This is a genomic window from Anabaenopsis tanganyikae CS-531 (assembly GCF_029891675.1).
GTDB classification, from domain to species: Bacteria; Cyanobacteriota; Cyanobacteriia; order Cyanobacteriales; family Nostocaceae; genus Anabaenopsis; species Anabaenopsis arnoldii.
Genome location: NZ_JANQDF010000148.1, coordinates 1 through 14,884, shown reverse-complemented (window position 1 = coordinate 14,884; position 14,884 = coordinate 1). Strand labels below are relative to the sequence as shown.

Sequence of the window (14,884 nt, the reverse complement as noted above, 5' to 3'; positions counted from 1 at the left end):
TACCTTTTTCTTCAATTGTGGCGTAAATTCCCATCATTAAACTTTCAATCAGTCGTTTTAAGCTGGGGTAATGACTACGTTCTCCACCGCGTTTGATGTTGGTTTGTAGGTCTTCGATGTAGTTGGTAAATTCTGTCATGGAGAATTACGGGAGTTTAGTTAAAGTCCGGGATCTGAGTAAAAAAAATAGGGACGGTCTTAACCATCCCCATTGCTGTCAAATTCAATTATAAGCTTTACAGCTGTGGTACATACTGAGCTTTTTCGGGTACTTCAGTGTACTCAGCGACGATTTGGCGGAATTCTTCGCCGTCAATGGTTTCTTTTTCGATGAGTAAATCTACTAGGCGATCGCAAGCTGTGCGGTGGTCGCGGATAATTTTCTTGGCGTTTTCGTAGCAATCTTCGGCGATTTTGCGGACTTGAGAGTCAATGCGAGCGGCGATAGATTCTGAATAATCAGAGCGGGTTGTCCAATCACGACCTAGGAATACTTCTCCCTGTTGGCTTTCCAAAGACAGCGGACCTAGGTCAGACATTCCGAACCGGGTCACCATTTGGCGAGCCATTCCGGATAACTGCTGTAAGTCGCCACCTGCGCCAGTTGTGACTTCCGCAGAGCCAAATACCACTTCTTCAGCAGCACGACCACCCAACGCACCGGTAATTCTAGCTTTGAGTTGAGAACGAGAAATTAAACCTTGTTCTTCATTGGGGGTAAACCAAGTTAAACCCTGTGCTTGTCCACGGGGGATAAGGGTAACCTTTTGTACGGGGTCATGTTCTTTTAACAATGTCCCTACTAAAGCGTGTCCTACCTCATGGTAAGCAATCAAGCGTTTGCTCTTGCTATCTACTAAAGGAGTACCCTCCATACCAGCCACTACCCGGTCTACTGCATCATCAATTTCACTGAGGGTGATGGCTTCTTTGCGTCTTCTGGCGGTGAGGATGGCGGCTTCGTTGAGTAAATTGGCTAAATCCGCACCTGTGAAACCAGGAGTGCGCCGAGCGATGACTTCTAAAGATACAGTAGGGTCAAGTTTCTTATTGCGGGAGTGGACTTGTAAGACTTCCAAACGCCCTTTAATATCTGGTGCGTCTACAGTAACTTGGCGGTCAAAGCGACCGGGGCGCAATAATGCTGAGTCTAGGACATCGGGACGGTTGGTAGCGGCGATAATAATAATACCGGTGTTACCTTCAAAGCCATCCATCTCCGTGAGCAATTGGTTTAAGGTTTGCTCTCTTTCGTCATTACCGCCACCAATACCAGCACCCCGTTGTCTTCCTACTGCGTCAATTTCATCAATAAAGATGATACAGGGAGCGTTGTCTTTAGCTTTTTTGAATAAATCGCGGACACGGGAGGCACCCACACCGACAAACATTTCTACAAATTCTGAACCGGAAATACTGAAGAAAGGTACACCAGCTTCCCCGGCGATCGCCTTGGCGAGTAAGGTTTTACCAGTTCCGGGCGGACCGACTAACAACACCCCTTTAGGAATGCGTGCGCCCACAGCGGTAAACCGTTCTGGCTGTTTGAGGAAAGTAACGACTTCTTGCAGTTCTTCTTTAGCTTCTTCAATACCTGCTACGTCGTCAAATTTCACCCCTGTTTTGGCTTCCATTTGAAACCGAGCCTTAGATTTAGCAAAGTTCATCGCTTGACCAGGACCACCGGGCATATTGCTAGAGCGACGGAACAAAAAGAACAATCCTGTAATCAAGAGGATGGGAAAAACCAGATTCCCCAACAGTCCCCAGATAGCGCCATCATTCCGCATGGGGTGGGCATCAAAACTGATGTTTTTCTCTTTGAGCTTGGTAATTAACTCAGGAGAATTAATTGGCAGATCCACCCGCCACCGTTGCACGCGATTTTCGATATCTTGATCGCTGGCTTCCACTATTGCTGTTCTGCCACCTTCATACAAATCGACACTATTAACACGGTTAGCGTCTAGGTATTCCAGGAAGCGGCCATAGGTCATACGGGTATTAGCTGCATTTTTACCCATTTCAGCGGTATTGCCAGCAAAAGCGCCTTGCCAGAGAAAAAAGCCAATCACTAAAGCCGGCAATGTCCAGAGTACCGCGACTCGCCAGGAGAATTTCATTTTAATTTGCCTCTAGATGCCAATACAATTAACCTTCCGTAGAAACTGATGATGCCATCATCTGTGACTAGGTTAGGTATGCCATTTTGTTTAATTTGATCTTTGATCATAAATCGCTGTAGCCATAGGGGACTAACGGCGATATCAAAAAGTATCTTAATTAAAGTTAACTTAATTTTAATACAACTTTGCATCAAGCGTGAAAAACTAAGGCGACGAAAAGAAAATTAAAATGCCCATAACCCCTATATCCCTGTCATGGCAAGGATTTCAACATTTCTGAAAAAATTGTTTCAAAGTCGGTGAGGCTTTGAAACAATAGTTGTGGATGTGTTGAAACAAAGAATTCCCCCCTCTCCCCAGTAGGTATTCACCTTGTCTTTACTTAACTTGGGTGATGTGTAATGTATAAGGGAAATACTTGTCTTTTTGGTATGAACCCACCCAAATTTGGTATATTCCGGGTAACCACTCCCCCACTATGCCGGGATTTTCGCGATCAAAGTCGTCATTACACCAAGTTCCGCCAGGTCCTTTGACAATCATGGTGGTGTCTTGAGGACTTTGTATTAATAATTTCAAATAGTCGAATCCAGTTTTTAACTCTAATGTATGTCCGGGGGTGAGGTGGAAAAATCCGGTACAGGCACCAGTGGCTGTTTGAGACCGCCCCGCAATTTGTCTTGCTGGTAGTGAACCCCCACTCATCCCCCGTACTTTCACTGGATCTGGAGAAAATTCTCGGTTGATAGTGATGTCCCCAAATATCGGTGGTGTTTCCTGGGCATTGGCTATGTCTTGAATTACAGATGTGGTGCCCAGTACAAATATGATCAAGAATAATCTTATCCCTTGGTTGATCACTATTTTCGACATTAAAGATTAGGTTTTGGTGGACACTAATTTTACACAGCAAGTTCCCAAAATGAGAGAAATTTACTGCTGGGGACTGGGAAAAGCAGGGAAAATTATCAAAAATTTCTCCCGGTCTTCTTGTCCCCTGTTCTGAAAGCGCCTAATTGGCTGCGGACATGGCTTGCTGTAAACGGGGTTTGTCTAAACTAATCTGATTGAGCAGTAACCAAGATTGAATTAGATCAGGTCCATGAACATCTCCAGTTAAGGCCGCTCTGAGCGATCGCATAACTAAGCCTTTTTTAAGTTTTTGCTCTTTTACCACTTGTTTAATGATTTCTTGGGCGGTTGTTTCTGACAGATGGGGGTGATTTTCCAAAGCTGCGATAATTCCCTGAATAGCAACCTCTGAACCTTCTTTTTGTAGTTGCTCCCTAGCTTCTGAGGTAAATTCTACTGTTTGAGTGAAAAAGGGTCTACTCATTTCCACCGCATCTGTCAGACGAGTTAAACTCTGGCTGATTAAAGTGACTAACTGCTCTAACCAGGGGCGTTCTCGTCCTCCCTCAAAGGTAAATTTAGCATCTTCCCAAAAGGGGATGATTAAATCTGTCAGTTGCTCCAGGGGCATATGATGGAGGTACTGACTATTTAACCAATCCAACTTTGCCCAGTCAAATTTGGCTCCAGCTTTGTTCACCCGCTCAAAGCTAAAGTGTTCGGCTGCGGTTTCTAAGGTAAAGATTTCCTCTGTTGATTCCGGTGGCGACCACCCCAGTAAGGTCATGTAATTGACTAAAGCTTCAGAGGTGAAGCCCATTTTCTGAAAGTCAGAAATAGAAGTCACTCCATCCCGTTTGGAAAGTTTGCGCCCTTCCATATTTAATATCAGGGGTGTATGAGCAAATTCGGGAATTTTACCTCCTAAAGCTTCATATAACAAAATTTGTTTGGCGGTGTTGGCTATGTGGTCTTCTCCGCGGATAACATGACTAATTTGCATATCTATGTCATCAACTACAACCACAAAGTTGTACAGTGGTTGACCAATACCTGTTTCTGAAGCGCGGGCGATGACCATATCACCACCAAGGTCACTACCTCGCCATGTCATTGTTCCCCTAACTAGATCATTCCAGACAATTTCTCGCTCATCAGCAATTTTGAACCGAATCACACAGCTGCGCCCTTGGGCTTTAAAGGCTGCTTCTTGTTCTGGTGTCAGATTGCGGTGACGGTTGTCGTAGCGGGGAGCTTGGTTTGTGGCTTTTTGGGCTTCTCGTAGTGCTTCTAGTTCTTCTGAGGTGGTGTAGCAACGATAGGCTAATCCTTGTTCTAGAAGTTTTTCCACCGCCTCTTTATACATATCCAGGCGTTGGGATTGGAAAAATGGCCCTTCATCCCAGTTTAACCCCAACCAGCGAAAACCAGCCAGAATATTTTCGGTATATTCGGGACGCGATCGCTCTAGGTCTGTGTCTTCAACTCGTAAAATAAACCTCCCACCATGGTGGCGAGCAAATAGCCAATTAAACACAGCGGTTCTGGCTGTACCAATATGTAAATTCCCCGTGGGACTCGGCGCAATCCGGACTCTAACAGTCACAATTAATTCTCTCTTTCACAAAGCATCATCAATGTAGCTTATATCTAGACTGAAATCCTCAGTTTTAGGACTCAGCACCATAGACAAACATCCCCAAATACATATATTATGCTGCAGGGGATTTATAAATTATTGCTCGTAACCCAAACGGGACTGACGGGGCTCGAACCCGCAACTTCCGCCGTGACAGGGCGGTGCTCTAACCAGTTGAACTACAGTCCCTTGATTTCCAACTTTCTTAAGTTACCTCTTATTTAGATAATTGTCAAGTGTTTTTTGCAAAAAAATCAGATTTTTTTTCTGGCTGGTTTGGCGCTTCTAGTTAGCCGGGGTTGTTACCGCCTGATTAACCGGCGCAATAGTCTCATCAGCGGTGACTCAATCTTAACTTTAAAAGCCAGAAATTGGTTGCGCTGGAATGAATTAAAATTGTTATCACTGATCAAAATCAATGAACGATATCCATCAGGTAGATCCGGTCCAAAAGTTAAACCTTCGATATTATCTAAAACTACATCTAGACTTGTCAAATCTAAGAGCAATTTTTTCTCTGCGGGTTTAATTTTCTGTGAGTCCACTGCTAAAAGGCTGTTAATATTCTGAATATCATCAGCACCTTCTAGGGAAACCTCAAATAGAGAAACAGCAAATAACAACCCAGTAAAAGAGCGTTCTATACTCAGGAAATGTCCGCGGTTATCTAATGCTAGTAAATCCGGTAATCCACTACTAAACCTACCAGTAACATTGAGCATTTGTCCTACTGGTTCAGTTGGGTATAAAAATTCCTTTTCTGGTAGATTAGTGAAGAGATTATACTGTAAAATCCGCGAAGAAGTACCAACATTAGGTTTAGTAGCTGGGCCATCTTGAATCAGAGCATTTTCTGTGGCGGTGAATAAATACTGATGGTTAGGTGTGATGGTGAGGCTTTCAAAGGCTAAGTTATTGCGGATACCTTGCTGACCGTTTTTGTCTGGTAAAAACTTATTTGGTATGGGTAATGTTGTCAGCAATTTACCCGAGTCCAGGGCGAACTCTTGAATAAATGGATTAATTAATTGTCTCCCATCCCCCTCGGAAGAAATAAATACAGTGTCCCGATTAGTTACAGCAATACCTTCTGTATCTGTTTCACCGGGAGGAAAGGGTTGATTATCTTGATTTAAAAGTGTGGTCACACCCAGGGGAACAACATCGCCATTTTGCAGTTTACCTTTACTCAAGTCTATCTTCAGGGTATAAAATCGAGCGGGGGCTTTTTGTCCCCGGTCATCGGAGATAGCATAATAAACATCTTTGTTGGGGTCGTAAGTAATTCCAGATAATCCGCCAATTGCGTTGTTTTTCAGGGTGGAATTATGAGGTAAAATTGCTTCACCAATAAATTCTATCTGACTAATTTCGGCTGCGTATAATTGTGAATTATTCAGCAGTGGGGTGACCAAGATGATTGTCAGACTAATGGCAATGATTCCAGGGAATGATAAAAGTTTTTTAATTAGCTGCATATTATTTTGATTATGGGGGTTCTCACCCTCCCGCTAGGTTTTGATAGAATATATAGGCGGTGGAATGTTGAACTTGTAATTAATTATGCCAGTTAACTCAAGAGGCTGAAGAGAGTATATTTACAAAAAGAAAATGTTTTTGGCAAAATACCTATTGATTTCAGGAGTGGGTTTATGGGAATTGATGAGATACTCACGGCTCATCGTGAAGAAATCTTGAGGATTGCTGCTGAGTATGGAGGATATAATGTACGTGTTTTTGGTTCTATAGCCAGAGGTGAAGCAAGAGTAGATAGTGATATAGATTTTCTGATGGAAATTGAACCACAACGAACTTTATTAGACCAAATTGCTTTGATGCAATCCTTGGAGGAATTGCTCGGACGTAAGGTAGATATCACTGAACCAGACAACTTACACGAGGTGATCCGGGAAAGAGTTTTGGAGGAAGCAGTTTTTTTGTGAGGGATAACCGCCTATACTTAAGCAATATCAAGGAATGTATTGAGCGAATTGAATCTTATACATCTGAAGGACGGGAAGCTTTCATGCAAACACCCATGATTCAAGATGCTGTGATTCGCAATTTTGAAATTATTGGCGAAGCTACAAAAAGATTATCTGCTGAACTCAGAATATCTTACCCAAAGATACAATGGCAACAGATAGCAGGTTTTCGAGATGTACTAATTCACGATTACTTAAAGGTAAATTTAAATCTTATTTGGGGAGTTGTTGAGAAAAATTTGCCAGAACTGAAAGGGACTATTGAGGAAATTTTGCAGAATATGGGTGATTGAAGTGCAGCAGTTTAGCTCAATGGGTAAAATTAAGGAAGTGGGGGATGGGTATGATTTTGAAAAAAGGTAACTAGCCAATCCTTAACATTACGGGTAGCTCGACAATCATCCTCGTTATAACTTTGAATCACTTCGAGTAAAGTGCGATCGCCTGTTTCTAACCATTGGTCATACCAATAAATACACTTAGCACCACTAGCTTCTTTTTCCCGCCACTCAAAGCCCAACCAACGGGCGATCGCTTTAAGTGCATAGCTTTCTACGGGTAAAGCGACGGTTTTAGTTAACTGTTCATAGACATCAACAAACCGATTCAAAACAGGATAGACTAGGGAGTTAGGAGTTTGGTAGAGTTTCCCTAGGCGTTTGACAGTATCAACTTCATAGACGCAAAAATGATAAATTGGTGCTTGGGGATATTGCCAAACCAAATCTAAAAATTGCTGCCAAATTAATTCTTCTTCTTCTGGTTTTTCGGCGATAAAGGAATAGAATTTTTCCGTCTTGGCTTGCTGGTCAACCACCAAAATTCCCAACAAATAATCTAAATCCAAATCTGGCTGGGCTTCAATATCAAAATAAAGCTCTACAGGAGCGGTAAATAGAATATCTTCTTTTGGTAACCCATGGGGTAACATCAAAGGTTGTCTGTGGAGTACAGATTGGGCTTGTAATATAAGTTTGGCTGCAACTGCGCCATCAAAACCAGGAAGGTTTTCTAAAGTCTCAGGGGTAGTATGAGCTAGAGATTCTAGGGTAGTGATAGATAAAGCCTGAAGTTGGTCGTAGCGCAGGGGTGTTACCCCTGGTAACAGAGAAAGGTGTTGCTGTGATTGAGCGACCTGATAACAGTCATTATACCAGTGGCAAAGATTGCACTTTTGGCGGGAAATAAATACTTCTGGTGGTGAGGGTAACTGTAAGTCGTGGAGAAACTCTAGTAAAATGCTTTGCATTTGTGGAATCCATTTATCTAAATCCACTGCATAATCTCTGTTTTTTGTCCGCAACAGTAGCCAAGCGTTTTCGGGTATGATACCCTGTACCTTAGCCAATACTTGGGCGTGAAACGCTGCCACAACTTGATATTCTTGCTTAGGACGCTTACCCAATTCAATATTTACGGGTACATACATCCAATCCCCAAACCGAGATTGTCCCGACTGTTTTACCAGTAAATCAGGACGACTAAGAAAAGTGTATTTTGTATATTCTGGGGAAAGTGAAACATCTTCAGGAGTAGGAGCTACCAAATCATAGTACTCAGCTAAGAGTACACCGCGATAAATGTACTCAACCCCACGCTGCATTAATTCTAAAGTCGCTGCTTGAGCTGCTTCCCAGTCTCCTCGTGGATAATCTGGTTTGTAATAATCGCCCAACTCTGCCAAAATACTGGTACGATGGGCGGCCTTGTCTTGTTGTAACTTGAGTAGCAACTCATTAGCAGCATCCCGCTGGGGTCTATCGCCCTGAGCATCTAGGACAGGTCGGCGTTTGCAGCGTTGATATTGCAGTAATTGTTCAGCATTGATTAACATTCCTTTAAGTTAACAAGAATTTCAAAAATCTGGTCATGAGCCGGAGAGTAAACTGGTTTGTGAGCAAAATTGCTATTTATGACAAATATTTTGGCTACAGAAACTCAATTACATCAACATCGCGCACAATTTCCCGCTTTGGGAAATAAGATTTATTTTAATTATGGTGGACAGGGGCCAATGCCTCAAGGGGCAATGGATGCCATTACTCAAGCTGAAGCTGATACCCAACAAGCGGGACCTTTTGGTAATCAAGCTTACGCCCTAGTTGCACAAGCAAAGCAAAGTCTTAGGGAAGCTTTGGCTTGTGAGTTGCAAGCACCACCAGAAACTATTACCCTCACAGAAGATGTTACCGTTGGCTGTAATATTGCCATGTGGGGTATTGATTGGCGTGGGGGTGACCATATGCTACTCTCGGACTGTGAACACCCAGGAGTAATTGCTATTTCCCAGGAAATCGCCCGTAGGTTTGCTGTGGAAGTTACTATCTGTCCCCTCAAAGTAACTTTAAACACAGGCGACCCTGTAACGGTGGTTGCTCAACACTTACGCCCCAATACCCGCTTAGTAGTTCTTAGTCATGTTTTCTGGAATACAGGACAAGTTTTACCCCTTGACAAAATTATAGAAGTATGCAGAGCTAATAATTCCTTGGTGTTGGTAGATGCTGCTCAGTCTGTTGGCTTATTACCTTTAAATTTAACCGCATTGGGGGCGGACTTTTACGCCTTCACGGGTCATAAATGGTTATGTGGTCCTGGGGGTGTGGGTGGTTTATATGTCCGTCCCGAAGTTAGAGACAATTTACAACCCACATTTATCGGCTTACGTGGCATTGTGGTAGATAGTCAGGGTCAAAGGGTAAGTTGGCAACCGGATGGGCGAAGATATGAAGTATCGACATCGGCAACATCATTATATGCTGGTTTGACAGGGGCGATCGCCATTCATCAGCAATGGGGAACCCCACAACAACGTTATGAGCAAATCTGTGATCATAGTGAATACCTGTGGAGAAGATTAACAGACCTAGCCAATATCCGGTGTTTACGCACATCTCCACCCCAAAGCGGGATAGTTTCCTTTCAACTGTCTGAGGAAAAATCGGGGGTACATTTGCAGTTAGTACAATTCCTAGAGTCACAAAGAATATTAACTAGAACAATTGCTGATCCTGACTGTATCCGCGCCACTGTCCATTATTTGACCCTAGAAGCAGAAATTGACCAATTAATAGAGGCTTTACAAAGGTTTAGCCTTTAAGTAAGAGGAAGTGGGGAAAAGGTAGCATTGTATTTATGTCCCTCTTCCCCAATTTAAATTAGTCGTTACGAATTATCAATTATGCGGCCAATTTTATATGTAGCAATTACTAACCACGGTTTCGGTCATGCTACTCGCACGGCTTCAGTGGTATCAACAATTCAAAAATTATGTCCAGAAGTTTTATTGATTCTGGTCACCACCGCCCCCCGGTGGTTGCTAGAGTCCTATATAGAGGGGGATTTTATTCATCGTCCCCGGGCTTTTGATTTGGGTGTAGTCCAGGGAGACAGTTTGACAATGGATAAACCGGCGACTTTAGCACAGTTGCGGGATATTCAACAGCGTCAAAATTCCTTAATTGCCTCAGAAGTCAATTTTATCCGCCAAAACCGGGTGAATTTAATTTTAGCAGATATTCCTTTTTTAGCTCCTTTATTTGCTAAAGCCGCAAATATTCCCTGTTGGATGATGAGTAATTTTGGTTGGGACTTGATTTACCGACATTGGGGGGGTGAATTTATCACCATTGCGGATTGGATTAGTGAATGTTACTCTCAATGCGATCGCTTGTTTCGTTTGCCTTTTCACGAGCCGATGTCATCTTTTAGTAATATTACTGATGTGGGCTTAACTGGTGGTTACCCTCGTTACTCTGCCGAAGAACTGCGCGCTACTTGGGGAATTACTGCGCCCAAATCAAAAACGATATTAGTCACCTTCGGCGGTTTGGGGTTAGAAAAAATACCTTACGAAAATTTAGGAAATTTTCCAGATTGGCAATTTGTGATCTATGATCAATCTGCCCCAGACTTACCTAATGTCAGAAAGGTTAGCGGTTCCAAATACCGCCCAGTAGATTTTAGTCCTATTTGTGGGCGTGTGGTTTCTAAACCTGGTTATGGCACTTTTGCGGAAGCGACAAAACTTGATATACCTCTGGTGACCATTCCCCGGGATGACTTCGCGGAAGCTAATTTTCTGTTAGCAGGGATTGTGAATTATCATCACCATCAAATTATCACTTCCCAGGAATTTTTTAGCGGTAATTGGGATTTTTTGCGTCAAGAACCCCAGCAACCCCAGCAATCTCAAGGTTTAGCTAAAGATGGTAATGAAGCGATCGCCCAGGCTGTGATTGACTATTTTCACAGTTTGTAGTATGTAATAAAACCTAACTAGGAACAAATTTGACGGAGCGCCTCTACTAAAACTTGATTTTGTTGGTCTGTACCCACGGTAATGCGTAACTTATGATCCAGTCCTGGGTGTGGGAAGTAGCGTACTAAAATCTGTCGTTCTTTGAGCCGTTGATAGAGGAATTGAGCATTTTCTTGGGGGGGTTGTACGAATAAAAAGTTAGTCTGGGAATCCCCAACCTGAAAACCTAATTGTTTTAAGTCCGCGGCTAGTTTAGTCCGTGATGCTTTCACCTTGGCTACACAAGCATTTTTATAAGCTTGATCTGTCATAGCTGCGGCTCCCAATGCGCAGGCGATCGCATCAATGTTATAGCTATCCTTCACCTTAAACAACCCATCGAGTAAGCCAGGATTTGCCACCCCGAAGCCTAGACGTAACCCTGCTAAGGAGTAACCCTTAGAAAGTGTGCGAACCACAATTACGTTATCATATTCCTTCACCAAAGCCAGTGCATTCTCCTGTGCAAAATCTACATATGCTTCATCAATGACCAAAACCCCAGATAATCGGCTTGCTAGCTTTCTCAGGTCTTTCATGGGGACAATACACCCCGAGGGACTATTAGGGGATGCGATGAACGTCACATTTCCATCAGCGGTAATTAGTTCTTCCAGGGGGAATCTGTCATCTTCTCCATAGGGAATCTCAATAATTTCTGCCCCCTGTATTTGTACTAAGGTCACATATAGTACATAAGTTGGTATAGGGTAAACTACCTTTCTCCCGGGTTCAGCGCAGGTTCTAACTACTAGGTTCAAAACCTCATCACTACCATTACCGACAATAATCCAATCATGGGGAACACCCAAAACCTTGCTTGCGGCTCGCCGGAACTCTCCGCCTAAAGGTTCTGGATAACGTCGTAACCATTCCCCGTTAATATTCTTCAGCAGGTCTAGCACCACCGGTGAAGGAGGATAAGGATTTTCGTTACTATTAAGTTTAATTATCTCTAGGCCGGGTTGGGGTTGTTCGCTGGGGACATAGCTAGCCATTGTCCTGATATGATTGCGAAAATAGTTATTTATCATAGTTTATTAGGTAACTAAATTAGCTAAAGCCTTTTTCAGGCTCATGAAGTACACACCAATTCCCTATTCCCTGTTCGGTGTGTTCCCTGTTCCCTCAAACTAAAAAAATTTGTACCTCACGACCATGGGAAATGCTATATAACCTTGACACAGAGAAGTCATTAGCTTAATAGTAGTGAGTTGGTGTGAGCATGAGCTAGTTTTTGTCTAGGCGAGAAACTCCCATAACCCTAACTCCTGACTCAGGGTAGTCTAGTCACCTGGACTTCATATTCTTTAGTGTGTACTTATGGGATTTTATCAGCCTGTCACATGCCGCCTATAGTATCTCAAAAAAATTATTGCTTGTACAAAAAAACTAACAATTATGTCATCTAATGAACCTACCCCCAATGGAATTAATGAGGCTGAAACTCAACAACCCGCACCTGAAGCTGAAGAAGTAAGTATCGATACTGAAAATCAGGTAGAGATTGAAGAACCTGAAGCAATCTTTCAAGCTATTGGGGTAATTGTTGGAGATGTCAACCTGAATGAAGATGGTAAAAACACTGTTACTATTGGTAATTTTGATTACCCACTTTTTTACATTCCCCAAAAACGCAAAGTATTTGACGCTCTGATTAAAGAAATAGAAACTACTGGGAACCGTACTTTTAGGTTGGTTGTTTATCCTAAAGTCATTCATTTTCCCCGTAGAGATCAACCCCATAGCGTCACTTTTCAGCTAGTTGGCTTTGACAGAGGGCGAGAAAAACAGACAGTTTCAGCGGAGCTAGAAGACAACGAGTTTAAATTCTCAGGACTATGGCAATTTATCCCCGTCTGTCAAACCCCCTGTATTTCTGTTTTCCGCAATTTTACTCGCGAAAGACTTGAATATATTAAACAAGCGGAGGCCAGTAAAAAAGTCAAATTTATGAAGGCTAGCCATCTACCCTTATTCTGGAAGGACTCACCGGTTAGACCTTTCCGATTTAATCCCAAAGCTGAAAAAGAAGACCAAGGACATGCGGTATTTGTCTCATTGAAAGCCAAATTTCTGCCTGGGCGTAATGTCTTCGGTTTTGTGGCCCTATTAGCGCCACCCCAAGAAACCGCACCTAGATTTCTCAAAGCATCTAAAAAGGATAAAGCTACGGCGCTGCAGGAATCTAGAAAAAATCAACCCACGGTACCGCCAGTATCCAAAAAGGTTGATACCAAGCCCAGCAGTAATCTACCCAAAACTATTATCAAAAAGAAGTCCCCAGAGGCTAAAAACGACGGCGAGAAATAGGTTCAGCCCACAGGCTCACGCCTGTGGGCTACTCAGATGAACAATTTTCGCCCATTACCTATGATTTAGAGGATGATTCATAGTATCTAATTGCAGCAGCGCCAAGACATAATCCTAGTAATTGTACCCAGAAGGAGAAGTTACCTGAGTTGACATCGGATGCAGTCATGTTTAAGCTGCCAATGCCATAAAATAGCTGTTGTATAAACCACCAAAATAGGTAAGAATAGGCAGGTAATTCTACTGGTATGTATAAGATTAACAGGGGCATGATAGTATCAATTTTACGTTGGGGAAACTTGCTGAGGTAGGCTCCTAAAATAGTGGCGATCGCCCCATTTGCGCCAATTAATGGTACTGTCAAACTCGGTTCTAAAATAATTTGTGCTATTCCCGTGAGTATCCCCCCTCCTAGATACAAAGCTAGGACACGTTTATAACCAATGACACTCGACAAGGTTTTACCAAAAACCCATAAAAATATCAGATTCCCGACAATTTGACTAATACTACCATGGAGAAACATGGCTAAGAAGAGGGAAGGTAAGCGCCAAAAAACAACCACCCAAGCAGCTGGATTTAAATAGATAGCATGGGTAATTGCACCACTAATCTGAGCGGGAATCAAACCCCAGCTATCAATAAAAGATGCTAATTCCCCGGTTATTCCTAGTTTTATTTGCCAGAGAAATATAGCAATGTTAATACCAATCAGCCAATAAATAACAATTGGTGGATGACGCAGCCGAATATGATCACTAATAGGAATCATCTATCTCATGTTTTGCCTCAAACCACCCCATCATATCAACAATTGATTAAAGAAATTCCGGGATTTAAAACCGTGAGCAAACCCCCTAAAACCTGGGCAAAATATTTAATTTTTCCCGCCAATCCTGATCATAGCGCAGAGTTATAACTTGATAACTAGTATTGTATCTGAGGTTATCCCGCTGAATTTGGTCCTGTTTTTTTTGCTCAGGGCTATCATGTACAGAGCCATCACAGAAAATTGCGATCGCCTCTTGCTCATAAACAAAATCTGGTTTACAGTCAGCTTCAGGGATGAACTTTTGCGCCGTATCGGGTAATTTAAATAATGTTCCCTGGTGCAAATTCCCGTAAAGCCACAGCACGGAGACGGGAGATAAATTCACCGCCATCATTAGTAGGAATGTAAGCCCTCACTGGTAAGCGGGGGAAGTTGAACCCTGGTAAAAATCCCTCAGCTGCAAAGTAGCGGTAGGGATAAAATTCAAATTTGTGATTATTGTTACCTTGCTTGTATCCTATCAGTAAATCTATTTGTCGTTGGGCTTCCCGTTCTTGGGCTTTGGCGTTGTCCCGTTCTTCTTGATTCACACCACCAGCAACAGAACGATCAATAGTCAGTCTGGCTGCGTCTCGTTGTTTAACTGCTTCACGGTATAGTTCACGCCAGCGATCGCACTTTCTATCAAAAGTATTCAGTGCATTTTCGATAGTAAATTGTAGCCAATGATCAGAATACCAAGAGGTTTTTTGTAAATCACAAGAAAATCGCAAAAAAGGCACTTCCTCCACTTGGCTTTAGACAGTGGAGGAAGTGCCAACGGCGAATTGATTCGCCGTGATGATATAATCAAGGTGCGAGTAAGAATAACCATCTGCACGAAGAAGTATTTTGAGC

General features: G+C 42.7%; 14 protein-coding genes and 1 tRNA gene. 5 read left to right on the top strand and 10 right to left on the bottom strand.

The window, feature by feature from the left end; all coding sequences use genetic code 11:
• Positions 1-236 precede the first annotated feature (236 nt).
• The 5 genes from ftsH2 to NWP22_RS14450 form a co-directional block, all read right to left on the bottom strand.
• Positions 237-2,123, bottom strand: coding sequence for an ATP-dependent zinc metalloprotease FtsH2 (gene ftsH2 / locus NWP22_RS14470; RefSeq protein WP_271730508.1), 1,887 nt, complete (start codon positions 2,121-2,123; stop codon positions 237-239).
• A 381-nt stretch (positions 2,124-2,504) separates the two neighbouring features.
• On the bottom strand, positions 2,505-2,999 hold the full coding sequence (locus NWP22_RS14465; protein ID WP_271730506.1) for a hypothetical protein: 495 nt from the start codon (positions 2,997-2,999) through the stop codon (positions 2,505-2,507).
• Between the two features lie 139 nt (positions 3,000-3,138).
• The gene (gene gltX, locus NWP22_RS14460) at positions 3,139-4,584 is read right to left on the bottom strand and encodes a glutamate--tRNA ligase (protein ID WP_280802026.1); all 1,446 of its coding nucleotides are present in this window, start codon (positions 4,582-4,584) and stop codon (positions 3,139-3,141) included.
• A gap of 148 nt (positions 4,585-4,732) precedes the next feature.
• Positions 4,733-4,806: transfer RNA gene (locus NWP22_RS14455), tRNA-Asp, on the bottom strand.
• A gap of 113 nt (positions 4,807-4,919) precedes the next feature.
• Positions 4,920-6,095 carry an esterase-like activity of phytase family protein gene (locus tag NWP22_RS14450; protein WP_271730503.1) on the bottom strand — a complete coding sequence of 392 codons (1,176 nt, stop codon included), beginning with the start codon at positions 6,093-6,095 and terminating at the stop codon, positions 4,920-4,922.
• Positions 6,096-6,269: 174 nt separating this feature from the next.
• On the opposite strand from NWP22_RS14450, the gene NWP22_RS14445 reads away from it, so the two are divergent.
• Positions 6,270-6,560, top strand: a complete 291-nt coding sequence (locus NWP22_RS14445; protein ID WP_200988190.1) for a nucleotidyltransferase family protein — start codon at positions 6,270-6,272, stop codon at positions 6,558-6,560.
• Positions 6,557-6,895, top strand: coding sequence for a HepT-like ribonuclease domain-containing protein (locus NWP22_RS14440; RefSeq protein WP_271730499.1), 339 nt, complete (start codon positions 6,557-6,559; stop codon positions 6,893-6,895). Before NWP22_RS14445 ends, NWP22_RS14440 begins: the two co-directional genes overlap by 4 nt.
• 29 nt (positions 6,896-6,924) lie before the next feature.
• Here NWP22_RS14440 and NWP22_RS14435 read toward each other — a convergent pair whose 3' ends face one another.
• Positions 6,925-8,436 carry a TM0106 family RecB-like putative nuclease gene (locus tag NWP22_RS14435; RefSeq protein WP_271730497.1) on the bottom strand — a complete coding sequence of 504 codons (1,512 nt, stop codon included), beginning with the start codon at positions 8,434-8,436 and terminating at the stop codon, positions 6,925-6,927.
• A 78-nt stretch (positions 8,437-8,514) separates the two neighbouring features.
• Here NWP22_RS14435 and NWP22_RS14430 point away from each other — a divergent pair, with 78 nt between their 5' ends.
• On the top strand, positions 8,515-9,702 hold the full coding sequence (locus NWP22_RS14430; protein ID WP_271730495.1) for an aminotransferase class V-fold PLP-dependent enzyme: 1,188 nt from the start codon (positions 8,515-8,517) through the stop codon (positions 9,700-9,702).
• A 78-nt stretch (positions 9,703-9,780) separates the two neighbouring features.
• Positions 9,781-10,863 carry a glycosyl transferase gene (locus NWP22_RS14425; RefSeq protein ID WP_271730511.1) on the top strand — a complete coding sequence of 361 codons (1,083 nt, stop codon included), beginning with the start codon at positions 9,781-9,783 and terminating at the stop codon, positions 10,861-10,863.
• A gap of 17 nt (positions 10,864-10,880) precedes the next feature.
• Here the strand turns inward: NWP22_RS14425 and hisC are convergent, their stop codons facing one another.
• Positions 10,881-11,933 (bottom strand): histidinol-phosphate transaminase, encoded by a 1,053-nt coding sequence (gene hisC / locus NWP22_RS14420; RefSeq protein WP_271730509.1) that lies wholly within the window; start codon positions 11,931-11,933, stop codon positions 10,881-10,883.
• 370 nt (positions 11,934-12,303) lie between these two features.
• Between hisC and NWP22_RS14415 the strand changes: the two genes are divergently transcribed.
• Positions 12,304-13,215: a hypothetical protein gene (locus NWP22_RS14415; protein ID WP_271730492.1), complete on the top strand. Its 912-nt coding sequence runs from the start codon at positions 12,304-12,306 to the stop codon at positions 13,213-13,215.
• Positions 13,216-13,273: 58 nt separating this feature from the next.
• Here the strand turns inward: NWP22_RS14415 and NWP22_RS14410 are convergent, their stop codons facing one another.
• From NWP22_RS14410 to NWP22_RS14400, 3 genes are all read right to left on the bottom strand, one after another.
• Entirely contained in the window at positions 13,274-13,987 is a 714-nt protein-coding gene (locus NWP22_RS14410; protein WP_280802025.1) for a rhomboid family intramembrane serine protease, read from the bottom strand.
• Between the two features lie 85 nt (positions 13,988-14,072).
• Positions 14,073-14,330, bottom strand: a complete 258-nt coding sequence (locus NWP22_RS14405) for a hypothetical protein (protein WP_280802024.1) — start codon at positions 14,328-14,330, stop codon at positions 14,073-14,075.
• Positions 14,308-14,760 carry a hypothetical protein gene (locus tag NWP22_RS14400; protein ID WP_280802023.1) on the bottom strand — a complete coding sequence of 151 codons (453 nt, stop codon included), beginning with the start codon at positions 14,758-14,760 and terminating at the stop codon, positions 14,308-14,310. The genes NWP22_RS14405 and NWP22_RS14400 overlap by 23 nt, the downstream gene beginning before the upstream one ends.
• Between the last annotated feature and the right edge of the window lie 124 nt (positions 14,761-14,884).